Raw genomic sequence first — 14,893 nt, forward strand, 5'->3', positions numbered from 1 at the left:
CGGAATGGCTATGTCATGATTGCTTGCGCCTTAAGTCCCTATTGTCCCACAAGAACCCGACTATGACCAAATATGGCCTTCGTGCCAGGGTACTGGCCTTCACCATACTGCCCACCCTGTTTATTGGCGTCCTGCTTGCTGGTTATTTTACCTTCCACCGACACCAGCAGCTGGAAGAGTTCATCATAGAGCAAAGCATCAATGTTATTGAGCCACTGGCCATCGCCAGCGAATATGGTATGCAGCAAAATAGTCGGGAGGGTCTAAAACGGCTGATAGGGTTGACCCATCGCAAGAACTCCTCGTTTATCAAATCCATCGCCGTATTCAACAGCCAGAACCAGCTATTTGTCACCTCCAACTTTCACCGGGAACTCAATATGCTGCGCCTCCCTAAAGGCGAGGCGATCCCGGAGCTGACCAGCATAGAGTACAACGGCGACTACATCATACTGCGCACCCCCATATTGGCCGAGACCGTGCTCTCGGAAGCCCAACTGCAGAGTAATAGCGCCACCCCAGTGGTCGGTTATCTGGCCATCCAGATCAACACAGATAAAGCTCTGCTCATCCAGTACCGGGATAGTGCCGTCGCCCTGTTGGTGGTGCTCGCCGGCCTCGCCCTCAGCATCTACTTCGGGCTGAATCTGGTGAATGTGGTGATCAACCCCATCAACCGCATGGTGCGCGCCGTCTACCAGATCCGCGAAGGGCGCCTTGATACTCGGGTACGGGGTCAGATGCAGGGGGAGCTGGACATGCTGAAGAATGGTATCAACGCCATGGCCAAGGCCATAGCCGAGTACCATAACGAAATGCAGATGAACATAGATCAGGCCACCTCAGATCTGCGGGAAACCCTGGAGCAGATAGAGATCCAGAACGTGGAGCTGGATATGGCCAAGAAACGGGCCCAGGAGGCGGCACGGGTCAAATCCGAGTTCCTGGCCAACATGTCCCACGAGCTGCGCACCCCGCTCAACGGTGTAATCGGCTTTGCCAAACAGTTGTTCAAAACCCCCCTCAACAGCAATCAGAACGACTATCTGAACACCATAGAGAAGTCGGCCAAGAGCCTGCTCAACATCATCAACGACATCCTCGACTTTTCCAAACTGGAGGCGGGTAAACTGGCCCTGGAGCAGATCCCCTTCAGCCTGCGGGATGTGGTGAATGAAACCATGACCCTGCTGGCCCCCAGCGCCCACGACAAGGGGCTTGAGCTCTCGCTGCGGGTGGAGAGCCAGGTGCCAGATCTGATCTCCGGCGATCCCCTGCGCCTGCAGCAGATCATCACCAATCTGGCGGGTAACGCCATCAAGTTCACCGAGCGAGGCAACGTCGATGTCAATGTGGCGCTGGCCAAGCTGCTGGATAACCAACAGATCCAGCTGCGGATCAGCATCCGCGATACCGGCATTGGCATGAGCCAGCAACAGCAACACCAGCTGTTCCAACCCTTCAATCAGGGTGACAGCTCCATCTCCCGCCGCTATGGCGGCACAGGGCTTGGCCTCGTCATCACTCAGAAGCTGGTACAGCAGATGGGGGGCAGCATAGAGGTCGACTCCAACCTGGAGCGGGGCTCACAATTCTTCATCACCCTGAACCTGCGCCTAGCGGCGCAGCCCCAAGGGGAGGATTCTCAATACCGCCCCTTGATCGATGAAGCCATACTGCTGATCGAGCCCGATGAGTGGGCCCGGGAAGCCTGTGAGGCCCAGCTGCAGGAGTGGCAGATGCAGGTCACGGCCCTCGCCTCCCCCAGCGAGGTCAACTTCCTCAGCCCGCGCCATTTCCCCACCCTGTTGCTGGGGCTCTCCTCCACCCCGGACTTACCCCAGTTGCAGCAACAATTGGCGCAACTAGAGGGCCAGTATGATCGCCTGATCCTGTTGCTCAACTCCCACGATCCGCGCCTGCAGGAGTCGCTGCAGGGGCTGGGGGCTAGCCACTGCCTGAGCAAACCCGTGCCACCGGGTAAGTTGCTGGCCGCCCTGCTCGCCGCTCATCACTACATGCCGCTCCCACAGAGCCTGCCCGCCCCCAGAGTGCGCCGCCCCGTGAATGTGCTGGCCGTGGATGACAATCCGGCCAACCTGAAGCTCATTGCCGCCATGCTCGAAGATCTGGTGGCCGAGGTGCACTCCTGTCAGAACGGCCGCCAGGCGGTAGAGCTGGCTCAGCGCATGGAGTTCGACATCATCTTCATGGATATCCAGATGCCGATCCTGGATGGCATCAGCGCCACCCAGGCCATCAGGAAAGAGGGGTGCAACCAGCAGACGCCCATCATAGCCGTCACGGCTCATGCCATCCCCGGCGAGCGGGAGCGGCTAATGGCCCAGGGGATGGATGAGTATCTGGCCAAACCGATCGATGAGAGTCAGCTGGAGCAATTACTGCAGACCTTCACCCTGCATGCCCGCAAGCCAGGCTCGCCACCCCTGCTGGATCAAGGGCTGGCACTGCGGCAGGCGGCGGGGAAACCCGAGTTAGCCCAGGAGATGCTAAGCCTGTTGCTGACCCAGTTGCCCGAACTGCAACGGCTGCTCGCGGCCGCCGACCCAAGTTCAGGGGAGACCCTGCTGGCGGCGATCCACAAGTTTGCCGGCGGCGCTGCCTACTGTGGTATTCCGCGGGTGCAGACCCACTGCCATGCGCTGGAGGGCGCCCTGCGGCAAGGCCTCTCGCCCGAGGCCCTGGAGCCCGAGCTGCTGGAGTTGCAGGATCTGCTCGAACGCCTGCGGATCGAGGCCGAGGCCTGGCTGCAGAGCTAGCCTGCGCTGTTCAATGCGACCTGGCGTCCCCAAAACAGAACAGGCAGCCTAGGCTGCCTGTTCACATATGCGCTTCACGCGGACGTTAGCGACTAAGCTGGCGGGCTTCCACCATCAGGCGCTTCATCTCGGCCACCGCCACCGGCAAGCCTTCAAACACGGCACGCGCTATGATGGCATGACCAATGTTCAGCTCTTCCATCTCGGGTATGGCGGCAATGGGCTTGACGTTGTGATAGTGCAGGCCATGGCCGGCATTGACCCGCAACCCTTTGCCATGGGCATAGGCCGCCGCCTCACGAATGCGCTCCAGCTCGGCGTGCTGCTCGCTGGCCGACACGGCATCGGCATAACGCCCGGTGTGGATCTCGATATAGGGGGCTCCGGCCGCCACGGCGGCGTCGATCTGGAGATGATCCGCATCGATGAAGAGGGAGACCTGAGTGCCGACCGCCGCCAGGCGGCTGATGGCATCACGGATGCGATCCACCTGCCCCGCCACGTCCAGGCCACCTTCGGTGGTCACCTCCTGACGCTTCTCCGGCACCAGGCAGACGAAGTGAGGCTTGACGCGACAGGCGATGACCAGCATCTCTTCGGTAACGGCCATCTCCAGGTTCATGCGGGTTTGCAGGGTCTGGCGCAGCACCTCCACATCCCGATCCGTGATGTGACGGCGATCCTCGCGCAGATGGATGGTAATGCCATCGGCACCCGCCTGCTCGGCCAATCCAGCGGCCAGCACAGGATCCGGATAGCTGGTGCCCCGGGCATTACGCAGGGTGGCCACATGGTCGATATTCACACCCAGAAAAATCTCGTTCACTGCTATCTCCTTGCAGTTAAATGTTGGAATAACTCCCGGCTCTTCAGGGGCCGATCACCTAGATAGGGTTTGAGTGCCTGACGGCAGAAACGCTTGGAGGCCTGCAGCAGCGCCGGCTCATCAAAGCGCCCTTCGGCCATGGCCAGCAGATGGCGCCCGATAAACGGCTCTCCGGCACCAGGCGCCAGGGTAGAGGCCACCAAACCGCACTCGGCAAGATACAGATACTCGCCCTCCGGCTCAATGGCTAGGCCGCTGACCCCATCATGGCGAAAATCGATGCCATAGCCCAGCGTCTCCAGCAGCAGCAACTCGAACTGACGCAGCACGGGTTCCGGCGAAGGCTCTTGGCTCAGTAGCTGCAACGCTTGCCGATAGTAGTCAAACAGCTCGAAATAGGCGGTATTTTGCTCCAGCAGATAATAGAGCAGCTCATTCAGATAGAGGGCGCTGTAGAGGGCAACCCCTTGCAGTTTGAGCGGTAGCGCCTCCAGCTCCAACTGATCCAGGTTCTTGAGCTCCCCCTTGCCACGCCAGGAGAGAGAGAGGGGGATGAAGGGTTGCAGCAGGGCCTTCTGGGCCGAACGGGGCCCGCGAGAGCCGCGAGCCACCAGAGTGAGACGTCCGACCCCGGCACAGAAGAGATCGACCAGCTGGCTACTCTCCCGATAGGGACGCGTATGCAGCACGAAGGCCAGCTGGCGTTCCAACGCTATTCGTCACCATAGCCCAGGCTGCGCAGGGCTCGCTCATCGTCGGCCCAGCCCGCCTTGACCTTGACCCAGAGCTCGAGAAAGACCCGGGTACCGAACAGGCGCTCCATATCGATACGCGCCTCGGTGCCTATGGTCTTGATCTTCTCACCCTTGCTGCCGATCACCATCTTCTTCTGACCATCCCGCTCAACTAGGATCAAGGCGTTGATGTGAAATAGACCATCCTCTTCCACCTTGAAGCGTTCGATCTCCACCGTTACCGAGTAGGGCAACTCTTCGCCGGTGAAGCGCATCAGCTTCTCACGGATAATTTCGGAGGCCATGAAGCGGGAGGAGCGGTCAGTGATGTAATCATCCGGAAAGTAGTGATCCCCTTCCGGCAACACGGCTTTGGCCATCTCGCGGATTTTATCCACATTGGTGCCCTTCTCCGCCGAGATAGGCAACACGGCAGAAAAATTCATCTTCTGGGCCAGCGTCTGGATGTGCGGCAGCAACTTCTCTTTATCATCGATGAGATCGATCTTGTTGATAGCCAGTACCACAGGATACTTCTGATCCCTGAGCTTGCTCAGCACATGGTCATCGTCCGACGTCCAGCGGGTACCATCGACCACAAAAATCGCCATCTCCACGTCGCCCAGTGAGCTGGTCGCCGCCCGGTTCATCAGGCGGTTGATGGCACGCTTCTCTTCCTGGTGCAGACCCGGCGTGTCCACATAGATGGTCTGATAACCCCCCTCTGTGTCGATCCCCAGGATGCGGTGACGGGTGGTCTGGGGTTTCTTGGAGGTGATGCTCACCTTCTGACCCAGTATCTGGTTAAGCAGGGTGGACTTGCCCACGTTGGGGCGCCCAACTATGGCGATAAGACCGCAGTAACTCTTGTCTGTCATTTAAATTGCTCCAGAGCTTTCTCAGCCGCAGCCTGTTCCGCCTTACGGCGACTGGAGCCCACGCCAACCACGATGGCAGATTCGCCTTCGATCTCGCATTGGACAGTGAACTCCTGATTGTGAGCCTCTCCCTTGACTTTGATCACCACGTAGCTGGGCAACGGCTTGCGTCGGCCCTGCAATAGCTCCTGCAGACGGGTCTTCGGATCTTTTTGATCGGCACCGGGGCGGATACCGTCCAGGCGCTCGGCATACCACTGCAGCAACAGGGGGCGAATGGCCTCCATGCCTGCATCCAGATAGATGGCGCCTATGATGGCTTCGACTGTGTCGGCCAGAATGGACTCACGACGGAAGCCGCCGCTCTTGAGCTCACCAGGTCCCAGGATCAGATATTCACCCAGTTCAAACTCGCGCGCCAACTCGGCCAGCGTCTTCTCACGCACCAGGGTGGCACGCATCCGGCTCATGTCCCCTTCGCTCACATCTGGAAAGCGATGGAAGAGCGCTTCGGCAATCACCAGGCTCAAAATGGAATCCCCGAGGAACTCCAGCCGTTCATTGTGGCGGGAACCGGCGCTGCGATGGGTGATGGCGCGCTTTAACAAATCATCATCGATAAAACGGTAACACAGTTTCCTTTCCAGTCGTTTTAGCTTGTCGATCACTGGATGCCACCCACACGATTGAAACGCACCCCGGTCGGGATCCAGCCCGGCAAGGCGGAGTCCGGCGCGCGGTCAAACTCGAAGCTGATCCAGATGGCAACAGCTCTACCAACCAGATTGCGCTCGGGCACAAAGCCCCAGAAACGGCTGTCCAAGCTGTTGTCACGATTATCACCCATGGCAAAGTAGTGGCCTTCCGGCACCAACCACTCGTCGGGATAGTTGCCCGGTTGACGGTAATACATGGGCACAGGCTCGGGGCGCTCAGGATTTTTCAGGATCTGATGCGAGACATCAGCCAACTGTTCGACATCCCGTTCCAGCTCAACGCCATCCTGCTGGAAGCTCCCCTTCTCCAACAGGTGGTTCTCCACTTTAGTCAGGGCCGGGCAGGGGTTCTTGTCATGGCAAGCGGGCTGAATGAACAGCTCCTTGTTGCGGTAGATGATGCGATCGCCAGGCAAGCCGACGATACGCTTGATGTAGTCGGTCCTGGGGTCTTCCGGGTACTTGAAGACCACCACATCCCCACGCTCAGGATGGCTGGTCTCGATCAGAGTCCGGTTGGTCACGGGCTCCTTGATACCATAGGCAAACTTCTGCACCAAGATGAAATCGCCGACCAACAGGGTCGGCATCATGGAGCCAGAGGGGATCTGAAAGGGCTCAAACAGGAAGGAGCGCAGCACCAAGACGGCGGCAATCACAGGGAAGATCCCCTTACACTGCTCAATCCAGGCCGGTTCGGCCATCAGCTTGTCGATGGTGGCGGCGTCCAGCGGCTTACCCGCTGACGATTCAACCGTACTCACTTGCGACTGCCGCTGCCGCACCAGCCAGAAACGATCCAGCAACCAAACCAATCCGGTCAGCAGAGTCGCGCCAATCAACAGCAGGGAAAAGGTGTTTGCCATCAGTTACTATCCTTACCAACATGAAGAATCGCGAGGAAGGCCTCTTGCGGCACATCCACACGCCCCAGGGACTTCATCCGTTTTTTACCCTCTTTCTGCTTATTCAGCAGCTTCTTCTTCCGACTCACGTCACCACCATAACACTTGGCCAACACGTCCTTGCGCATCGCCTTGACCGTGCTGCGGGCGATGACATGGTTACCTATGGCTGCCTGGATGGCGATATCGAACATCTGACGCGGAATAAGCTCACGCATCTTCTCCACCAGTTGACGCCCGCGGAATGGGGCATTCTCCTTGTGGGTGATGATGGCCAGGGCATCGACCCGTTCGCCATTGATCATGATATCCAGACGCACCATGTCGGCCGTTTCAAAGCGTTTAAAGCCGTAATCTAACGAGGCATAACCGCGACTGGTGGACTTCAGCCGATCGAAGAAGTCGAGCACCACTTCCGCCATCGGGATCTCATAGGTGAGCGCCACCTGATTGCCGTGGTAGACCATATTAGTCTGCACGCCCCGTTTTTCGATGCAGAGTGTGATCACGTTACCAAGATATTCAGACGGAACTAAGATGTTGCACTCGGCTATCGGCTCACGGATCTCCTCAATGCTGGTCACCGCAGGCAGAGCTGACGGGCTGTCGATGTGGATGGTGGTACCGTCGGTCTGCACTATCTCGTAGACCACGGTCGGCGCCGTGGTGATGAGGTCCAGATCGTACTCCCGCTCCAGACGCTCCTGGATAATCTCCATGTGCAACATGCCCAGGAAGCCACAACGGAAACCAAAGCCCAATGCGGTAGAACTTTCCGGTTCGAAGAACAAAGAGGCATCGTTCAGGGAGAGTTTGTCGAGCGCATCGCGGAAGGCTTCATAATCTTCCGATGAGATGGGGAACAGGCCGGCATAGACCTGGGGTTTCACCTTCTTGAAGCCTGGCAGCGCCTTATCGGCACCATGTTTGGCCAGAGTCAGGGTATCCCCCACCGGCGCGCCATGGATGTCCTTGATGCCACACACCACCCAACCCACTTCGCCACAAGCCAGGCCATCGGTATCCTTGCGCTTGGGAGTAGAGATCCCCAGACGATCAACCCCCCACACCTGACCGGTACTCATCACCTTGATCTTGTCATTTTTCTTCAGTGAGCCATTCTTGATGCGCACCAAAGAGACCACTCCCAGGTAGTCATCGAACCAGGAGTCGATGATCAGCGCCTGCAGAGGTGCATCGGGATCCCCGATAGGAGACGGGATCTTGTGAACTATCGTCTCCAGCACATCATCGACCCCGAGCCCGGTCTTGGCGGAGCAACGCACCGCATCCATGGCATCTATGCCGACTATATCCTCGATCTCTTCGGCCACGCGTTCGGGCTCTGCCTGAGGCAGGTCGATCTTGTTAAGAACCGGCACCACCTCCAGCTCCATCTCCAGAGCCGTGTAGCAGTTAGCCAGAGTTTGTGCCTCAACCCCCTGACCGGCATCCACTACCAGCAGGGCGCCTTCACATGCCGCCAGAGAGCGAGAGACCTCATAAGAGAAGTCGACGTGACCTGGGGTGTCGATGAAGTTCAGCTGATAGGTCTGACCATCTTTGGCCTGGTAGTTCAGGGTCACACTCTGTGCCTTGATGGTGATGCCACGCTCACGCTCCAAGTCCATGGAGTCGAGAACCTGCTCTTGCATCTCACGGCCGGAGAGGCCGCCACAGATCTGGATTAAACGGTCCGACAGGGTCGATTTACCGTGGTCAATGTGCGCGATAATGGAAAAGTTACGAATGTGCTTCATCGGTATATTCAGTCAATAGATAAGCGTCCCTGACGCATAAAGGCGGGATTTTACTGGATATGGGGCGATACGGCTATCGCTTAGTCAGTTTGCTGGACCGGAATATTCAGGCCGAGCATCACGGGGCGATATAAACCGCCAGTCAGACGTTGCGCGCCGAACTTGGCCAGCAGGAAACCTACGCCCCCCCCCAGCAAGGCACCCAAAATTTCCGGGCCCTCCTCCGCGAGACGAAACTCGCTGGAGACCCACTTACCCAACAGGCAACCCAGCAACAGACACACCAGCGGCACCATGTAGACCATGAGCGCACTGGTGAGCAGGCTGCGCTCGGGAATGCCAATTCGCACCTGTTGGCCAACCAGCACAGGCACAGTCAAGGCGACTTCCAGCAATTGGGGGCGCCCTGGCATCGCCTTGGCGATAGTGCCCACCCCGCAGCTCTCCTGCTGATGGCAATGGCCACAGGAACTCTTGCGGCGGCACTCTACCTGAGCCCAGGTATCACCGACCGCGACCACGGTAGCAACAGATTCGATCATGGTGTGACTCCTTTAGCCAGGGAATGCAAAGAGTTGGCGATGCGCTCTGCGGTCTCGGCAGGCACTTCACCGACTACTGTCACTTCAACCTTATGATCATTCATGAACCTGAGCAAGCTGGTGGCACCTTGCCGTACCAATTGGTTTCCTTCGGATATCTCTGCATTCGAGTTGGCAACGTAGAGGGATATGTCGACCAAACCGTCGCTGAGCAGCATATAATCGACAAACTGGTCGGTCCCCGCCAACTGATGTCTGTCGGTGGATTTCACCAAAAAACCCAGCGGCAACCAACTTGGCGCCCAACCCAGATTCTTTTGCGGCGCCTGATAGGCCTCCGCCACAGGCACAGCCGCTGGCAGTTTGGAGTTGGCCAACTGCTGCAGCCAACTGCTGGGCTCAGGCAGGATACGCAGGTCCACGCCCATATACTGCTCAACCAGATTGCCCGCCTGATCCAGTAGATCCAGCCGCAATAGCAAGCCTGACTCCTGCTCCAGCCAGAGCATCAAGCCATATTTTCCCGAGTCTTTGGGGACGAGGCGCACCACCTGAGTCGGCAGCCCGGCAATCCGGTTGCGCCCGGTGACCACGGGCTCATAGCTCTGCAGCACCCGCTCCAGATTCATCTCCAGCAGGGCAGACCAGAGCCCGGGCATACGCGCCCCTTTTAGGGTGTAGGGATCATGGCCCGGCTCGAAAAAGCTGATCTCGTGATTGCGCTTGAGGTATTCACTGGGACGGCCATTGAGATAGATGAGGTGAGCCAGCTCTTGGTTATCCAGCGCCGCATGAGAGAAACGCATGGGTTCCAGATCGCTCTGACGGATTTTGACCAGGGAGAGTTCAAAGTTGTAGTGGTGATAAGCCCGCTGCATCTGTTGTAACAAGGCCGCGGCGGAGGGAGTATCCGCTACGGCAGGTAAACAGTTGAAGAGGGCAGCTAACAATATGAGGAAAGAAAGCTGCCGCACGGAAGGTACTCTTGGTTATTGCTCGGCCTGATGCAAGCGTTGCTGCAGTTGATGATCCCGCAGGAAGGCAGCGAGACGTTCACGCTCCGCCTGCAGTTGCGCCTCGCTCATGGCGGGCTGAGGCGTGTGAGCCAAACTCTGACGATTCGCCTGATAATTGATGCTCACCGGGGCCGCCACCCCGCCAAAGGGTACGGTATTGAGCACAGGATTGGGTGCCAATGCCGGGTTCTTGCCCCCTTGATAGTGTTGCACCCCCAGAATCGTCACCGCCGCCACCGACGCGGCGATGGCAAACTGACCACCACTCCGCAGCAGATGTACCACGGCTGGCTTCACCCCAATCAGAGAGAAACGTGATGGCTTGGGGGCCAGCACAGTCGGTTCATCTTGCAGTGCCTGGGCAATACGCGCAGTCAGATCAAGATCCAGCTGAGCGGGAAGCTCGTTGCGTAAGGCATCACCAATCAGATGGTAGCGAGACCAGGTCGCCTGCTCTTCGCTTTCCCGTACGGCTGCTTGCAACCAGCTGGCTTCGTCAGCCTCGCTGTCCATCAGCACAGAAATCCGTTCATTATTCGCCATAGAGACCTGTCTGCTCCTATCAACGTTGCAGTAAGGGTTGTATTCGCTTGTCGATCGCCTCGCGAGCCCGGAAGATCCGGGAGCGCACTGTGCCAACAGGACAATCCATGATGACGGCGATCTCCTCATAACTCATCCCCTCAATCTCACGCAGGGTGATGGCGGTACGCAAATCTTCCGGCAGACCCTCCAGGGTCTGCATGACTTCCCGACGTATCTCATCGGAGAGCATCAAATTTTCCGGGTTCGCCAGCTCGCGCATGGCATCGGCCCCGTCCTGCAGCTCGGCATCGGCGCTGTCGACATCCATATCCGGCGGTCGACGCCCCTGGGCCGTGAGATAATTCTTGGCCGTATTGACGGCAATACGGTAGAGCCAGGTATAGAAAGCACTCTCACCACGAAACTCAGGCAAGGCCCGATACGCCTTGATGAACGCCTCCTGTACCACATCGGGTATATCGCCAGGATTGCTCACATATCGCGTCAGCAGGCTGGCCACCTTATGCTGATACCTAGTCACCAGCAGATTGAACGCCGCCTTGTCACCTCGCTGGACGCGCTCCACCAGTTGCTGGTCTATGTTCAAATCGCTCATCGGCGCCGTAGATCCCCTATCTGTTGCTCGTGATATCCGGTCCGAAATAAGCGCATATAGTCAGACACACGTTTTTTATAAAAGTTCGCTCTAATGGAAAAAAACGTGATCCAAGCTGCACCGCTACCCTGAGTTGGGCTAACATAGACCCTTCACTTTCCACGCCAATGATACTTATGAAACAGAACGTTGAATACAGCTGTGATGTTCTAATCATTGGCAGTGGTGCCGCCGGCCTCTCCTTAGCACTGCGTTTAGCAGAGCACGTCAAGGTGATGGTATTGAGCAAGGGACCCTTGAGCGAGGGGGCCACCTATTATGCCCAAGGAGGCATCGCTGCCGTTTTCGATGAAAAGGACAGTATCGAATCCCACGTCAGCGACACCCTGAATGCCGGAGCCGGTCTGTGCGATCGCGACGCGGTGGAGTTTACCGCCCGCAATGCCAAGGATTGCATCGAGTGGCTGATCCAGCAGGGCGTTCCCTTCGATCAAGAAGAGTCAGAAACGGAAGATGGGCAGCCCTCCTACCATCTGACCCGCGAAGGGGGCCACAGCCACCGCCGCATCTTCCACACCGCCGATGCCACCGGCAAGACGGTGCAGATCACCCTAGTCGATCAAGTGCGGGATCACCCCAACATCCAGTTGATGGAACGTTTCAACGCCGTCGATCTCATCACCACCCGCAAGTTGGGCCTGCCCGGTAACCGGGTGCTCGGTGCCTACATCTGGAACCGTAACCGTGAAGAGGTGGAGACGGTACGCGCCCGCTTTGTGGCCCTGGCGACCGGCGGCGCGTCCAAGGTCTACCAGTACACCTCTAACCCGGATGTCAGTTCGGGTGATGGCATCGCCATGGCCTGGCGTGCGGGCTGTCGGGTGGCCAACATGGAATTCAACCAGTTCCACCCCACCACCCTGTTTCATCCGGATGACCGCAATTTCCTGCTGACCGAAGCCCTGCGCGGTGAAGGCGCCTATCTGCGGCGCCCCGATGGCAGCCGTTTCATGGTCGACTTCGACCCCCGTGGTGAACTGGCTCCCCGCGACATAGTAGCGCGCGCCATCGACTACGAGATGAAGCGGCTGGGGGTAGATTGCATGTATCTGGACATCAGCCACAAACCGGCTGACTTTGTCATCAAGCACTTCCCCACCATCTATGAGCGCTGCCAGAAGATCGGCATCGACATCACTCAGCAGTCGATCCCTGTGGTGCCCGCCGCTCACTACACCTGTGGTGGCGTGATGATAGATCACAATGGCCAGACGGATGTCCCGGGGCTGTATGCCATAGGCGAGGTCTCCTATACCGGCCTGCATGGCGCCAACCGCATGGCCTCCAACTCCTTGCTGGAGTGCGTGGTCTTCGCCCACTCGGCGGCCAAGGATATCCTGGCTCGTCTACCCATGAGCAGCCTGCCCCCCAGCCTGCCCGCCTGGGACGAGAGTAAGGTGAACGACTCGGACGAAGAGGTGGTGATCCAGCACAACTGGCACGAACTGCGCCTCTTCATGTGGGACTACGTGGGCATAGTGCGTACCGACAAGCGCCTGACCCGGGCCAAGAGCCGTATCGACCTGCTCAAACAGGAGGTCCACGACTACTACGCCAACTTCCGCGTCTCCAACAACCTGCTGGAGCTGCGTAACCTGCTGCAAGTGGCCGAACTGATAGTGCGCTCGGCCATCAGCCGCAAGGAGTCGCGGGGCCTGCACTACAACCTGGACTACCCGGATCAGCTGCCCAACCCCACCCCCACCATACTGATCCCCGAGAACTACTGATCTCCCTGCAGGGCGCTTCGGCGCCCTGTTCACCACTAGGTATGCCTGAACAGCGCGAGATCAACCTATTGATCTCGAAAGTTAAACGCTCCACTTAGGGGATCAAACACCAGTTGCTTATCCGCCCATTTGAGCTGACTCACCATGGGATTGACCAGCCGAAATAGGCGCCGTTTTTGTGGCTGCACATACTCCACGCTTGGCAGATAATGTTGCTTCCACAGTGTCAGTAAGGAACCATCGGCGGCGGCAATACGCAACCCGGCATCCACCCGTTGCATGCCCTTGGTATCACGGGGATTGGCATAGAAGAAGCGTGGCAAATCGTAGTAGAGCAACATGGCAGGCTCGAGCACTATCTCGGGCTGTTGGCGCGCCTCCGGCCACTCATCACGCACCTCATTGATGCCGCGGCAGAAGAGATCGAAGCGCCCCTTGGCCACCATGGGGAACAGGCTCTTGTAAAGTGCCACCTCCATCACCCTGAAGCCGTTATGACGCAGGATCTCCACATCCTGCCACCCCGTCCCCAAGCCATAGAGATAGTGTTTCCACTTCTCCAGCGTGCCGATCTGCGCCAGTTCGGGCAGCAGCATCTTGCGGGTAAAACAGACGCGGTAGCCGGTTACTCCCAGATCGACCTCATAACCACCGCGCAACATGCCGTGCTGCTCGTAGTCAGGGCTATAACTCATCTTGATGATAAAGTTGGGATAGCTGGCTTTTTCCAGCTCCTGCATGGCCCGACTGGTGTTCATCGGCGGACTGGCCTCAAGCTGATAGTCGCCATACTCGGTGCGGGTTTTCTCCAGCGCCAGCCGCAACAGGGCCATATCGTAGTGGTTACGGGTATCGAGTGCCGTTTCGGCCGAGCGGTAGGTAAAGAGGGTCGTGGCCGCCATGGCCTCTCCTGCCATCAAAAATAGCAAACCGAGCCCCATCCACCGCCAACCGCCCATATGACAATCTCACTCTTCCATATCTTGATGTGAGTATAAGTAGCCGCCAGAGTTTCACCGCGCGCCAGCGCTAACATTCCAGATTTATCGAGATCGCCAAGCGCAGCGGAACCTGAGGGGCTATAGACCAGAATGCCTGGCCCAAAGCGCTGAAGAGGTGTGATCAGCGCAGCAGTGTGATGCGTTGGGCCAGCCGGCGATAGTCGGCCTGGTTCACGCTGTCACTAAAGAGCCAGAGCCGGGTGGGCTGCGGCCCATCCAACGCCAACCAGATGACCCCATACCCCACCCGAGAACCATGACCCAGGGTGTAGCGCTGCCCCAACCAGGTGAGATCCTTGCCCTGGAGTTCCAGGGTGAAGCGACGCTGGCGGGCCAGGTAGAGGGAGTAACCCAGGCTCAGCACCATACCCAGTAAGAACCAGCTCCAATAAAGACCATGCAGCCAGAACCAGAGCAGTGCCGTCACCAACAGATGTCCCACCAGCAACACCTGCTGGTGATGCCAGGAGGGCTCAATGGCCAAGACGTGCTTGGTGGCAGTCACGGATCACCTCCAGAAGAGATACCAACGCCGGATCGGCCGGTGCCGCCCCCCGCAACAACCAACGAAACAGCTCCAGATCCGAAGCCTGCAGCAGTCGCACGAAGTCATGCTGCAATCCGACGGCCAGATCCGGCAGATCCTCCTCCAAAAATGGCAGCAAGATCCCATCCAGCTCCAGCATGCCTCGACGGCACTGCCAGCGCAGGGAGTCCCACTCTTTATGGCTCAATCTCAGCTCGCTCACCCTCTCTCTCCCTGCCTACTCGGCACCGGCAATCAAGTCACCATGGTAACAAGTC

At 58.2% G+C, this 14,893-nt stretch carries 15 protein-coding genes; 2 read left to right on the plus strand and 13 right to left on the minus strand.

The window, feature by feature from the left end:
* Positions 1-62 precede the first annotated feature (62 nt).
* Positions 63-2,780 carry a two-component sensor histidine kinase BarA gene (gene barA / locus ACZYTD_RS00545; RefSeq protein WP_463887791.1) on the plus strand — a complete coding sequence of 906 codons (2,718 nt, stop codon included), beginning with the start codon at positions 63-65 and terminating at the stop codon, positions 2,778-2,780.
* An 85-nt stretch (positions 2,781-2,865) separates the two neighbouring features.
* Here the strand turns inward: barA and pdxJ are convergent, their stop codons facing one another.
* From pdxJ to rpoE, 10 genes are all read right to left on the minus strand, one after another.
* On the minus strand, positions 2,866-3,606 hold the full coding sequence (gene pdxJ, locus ACZYTD_RS00550) for a pyridoxine 5'-phosphate synthase (protein WP_463887794.1): 741 nt from the start codon (positions 3,604-3,606) through the stop codon (positions 2,866-2,868).
* 2 nt (positions 3,607-3,608) lie between these two features.
* Positions 3,609-4,316, minus strand: coding sequence for a DNA repair protein RecO (recO, locus tag ACZYTD_RS00555; protein WP_463887795.1), 708 nt, complete (start codon positions 4,314-4,316; stop codon positions 3,609-3,611).
* Between the two features lie 2 nt (positions 4,317-4,318).
* Positions 4,319-5,218 carry a GTPase Era gene (gene era, locus ACZYTD_RS00560; protein WP_463887798.1) on the minus strand — a complete coding sequence of 300 codons (900 nt, stop codon included), beginning with the start codon at positions 5,216-5,218 and terminating at the stop codon, positions 4,319-4,321.
* The gene (gene rnc / locus ACZYTD_RS00565) at positions 5,215-5,883 is read right to left on the minus strand and encodes a ribonuclease III (RefSeq protein ID WP_463888454.1); all 669 of its coding nucleotides are present in this window, start codon (positions 5,881-5,883) and stop codon (positions 5,215-5,217) included. Before rnc ends, era begins: the two co-directional genes overlap by 4 nt.
* A complete protein-coding gene (gene lepB / locus ACZYTD_RS00570) occupies positions 5,883-6,800 on the minus strand; it encodes a signal peptidase I (protein WP_463887800.1) in 918 nt (305 codons plus the stop codon). The genes rnc and lepB overlap by 1 nt, the downstream gene beginning before the upstream one ends.
* Complete coding sequence (lepA, locus tag ACZYTD_RS00575) at positions 6,800-8,599, minus strand: translation elongation factor 4 (protein WP_463887802.1); 1,800 nt, start codon at positions 8,597-8,599, stop codon at positions 6,800-6,802. Before lepA ends, lepB begins: the two co-directional genes overlap by 1 nt.
* 80 nt (positions 8,600-8,679) lie before the next feature.
* Positions 8,680-9,141, minus strand: coding sequence for a SoxR reducing system RseC family protein (locus ACZYTD_RS00580; protein ID WP_463887805.1), 462 nt, complete (start codon positions 9,139-9,141; stop codon positions 8,680-8,682).
* Positions 9,138-10,115 (minus strand): MucB/RseB C-terminal domain-containing protein, encoded by a 978-nt coding sequence (locus tag ACZYTD_RS00585; RefSeq protein ID WP_463887807.1) that lies wholly within the window; start codon positions 10,113-10,115, stop codon positions 9,138-9,140. Before ACZYTD_RS00585 ends, ACZYTD_RS00580 begins: the two co-directional genes overlap by 4 nt.
* Before the next feature lie 15 nt (positions 10,116-10,130).
* The gene (locus ACZYTD_RS00590; RefSeq protein WP_463887810.1) at positions 10,131-10,700 is read right to left on the minus strand and encodes a sigma-E factor negative regulatory protein; all 570 of its coding nucleotides are present in this window, start codon (positions 10,698-10,700) and stop codon (positions 10,131-10,133) included.
* Positions 10,701-10,719: 19 nt separating this feature from the next.
* The gene (rpoE, locus tag ACZYTD_RS00595; RefSeq protein WP_463887813.1) at positions 10,720-11,298 is read right to left on the minus strand and encodes an RNA polymerase sigma factor RpoE; all 579 of its coding nucleotides are present in this window, start codon (positions 11,296-11,298) and stop codon (positions 10,720-10,722) included.
* A gap of 176 nt (positions 11,299-11,474) precedes the next feature.
* Between rpoE and nadB the strand changes: the two genes are divergently transcribed.
* Positions 11,475-13,088: an L-aspartate oxidase gene (gene nadB / locus ACZYTD_RS00600; protein WP_463887816.1), complete on the plus strand. Its 1,614-nt coding sequence runs from the start codon at positions 11,475-11,477 to the stop codon at positions 13,086-13,088.
* A 65-nt stretch (positions 13,089-13,153) separates the two neighbouring features.
* Here the strand turns inward: nadB and ACZYTD_RS00605 are convergent, their stop codons facing one another.
* From ACZYTD_RS00605 to ACZYTD_RS00615, 3 genes are all read right to left on the minus strand, one after another.
* Positions 13,154-13,990: a hypothetical protein gene (locus tag ACZYTD_RS00605; protein ID WP_463887819.1), complete on the minus strand. Its 837-nt coding sequence runs from the start codon at positions 13,988-13,990 to the stop codon at positions 13,154-13,156.
* A 220-nt stretch (positions 13,991-14,210) separates the two neighbouring features.
* A complete protein-coding gene (locus tag ACZYTD_RS00610) occupies positions 14,211-14,594 on the minus strand; it encodes a protein YgfX (RefSeq protein WP_463887821.1) in 384 nt (127 codons plus the stop codon).
* Positions 14,563-14,838 (minus strand): FAD assembly factor SdhE, encoded by a 276-nt coding sequence (locus ACZYTD_RS00615; RefSeq protein ID WP_463887824.1) that lies wholly within the window; start codon positions 14,836-14,838, stop codon positions 14,563-14,565. The genes ACZYTD_RS00610 and ACZYTD_RS00615 overlap by 32 nt, the downstream gene beginning before the upstream one ends.
* Between the last annotated feature and the right edge of the window lie 55 nt (positions 14,839-14,893).

The sequence above is a fragment of the Pseudaeromonas sp. HNCC25DJ180 genome (assembly GCF_055413345.1).

Coding starts and splice junctions, on each gene's coding strand:
- barA (WP_463887791.1), top strand. CDS start 63: ATGACCAAATATGGCCTTCGTGCCAGGGTACTGGCCTTCACCATACTG.
- era (WP_463887798.1), bottom strand. CDS start 5,218: ATGACAGACAAGAGTTACTGCGGTCTTATCGCCATAGTTGGGCGCCCC.
- lepB (WP_463887800.1), bottom strand. CDS start 6,800: ATGGCAAACACCTTTTCCCTGCTGTTGATTGGCGCGACTCTGCTGACC.
- lepA (WP_463887802.1), bottom strand. CDS start 8,599: ATGAAGCACATTCGTAACTTTTCCATTATCGCGCACATTGACCACGGT.
- ACZYTD_RS00580 (WP_463887805.1), bottom strand. CDS start 9,141: ATGATCGAATCTGTTGCTACCGTGGTCGCGGTCGGTGATACCTGGGCT.
- ACZYTD_RS00590 (WP_463887810.1), bottom strand. CDS start 10,700: ATGGCGAATAATGAACGGATTTCTGTGCTGATGGACAGCGAGGCTGAC.
- rpoE (WP_463887813.1), bottom strand. CDS start 11,298: ATGAGCGATTTGAACATAGACCAGCAACTGGTGGAGCGCGTCCAGCGA.
- nadB (WP_463887816.1), top strand. CDS start 11,475: ATGAAACAGAACGTTGAATACAGCTGTGATGTTCTAATCATTGGCAGT.
- ACZYTD_RS00605 (WP_463887819.1), bottom strand. CDS start 13,990: ATGGCGGCCACGACCCTCTTTACCTACCGCTCGGCCGAAACGGCACTC.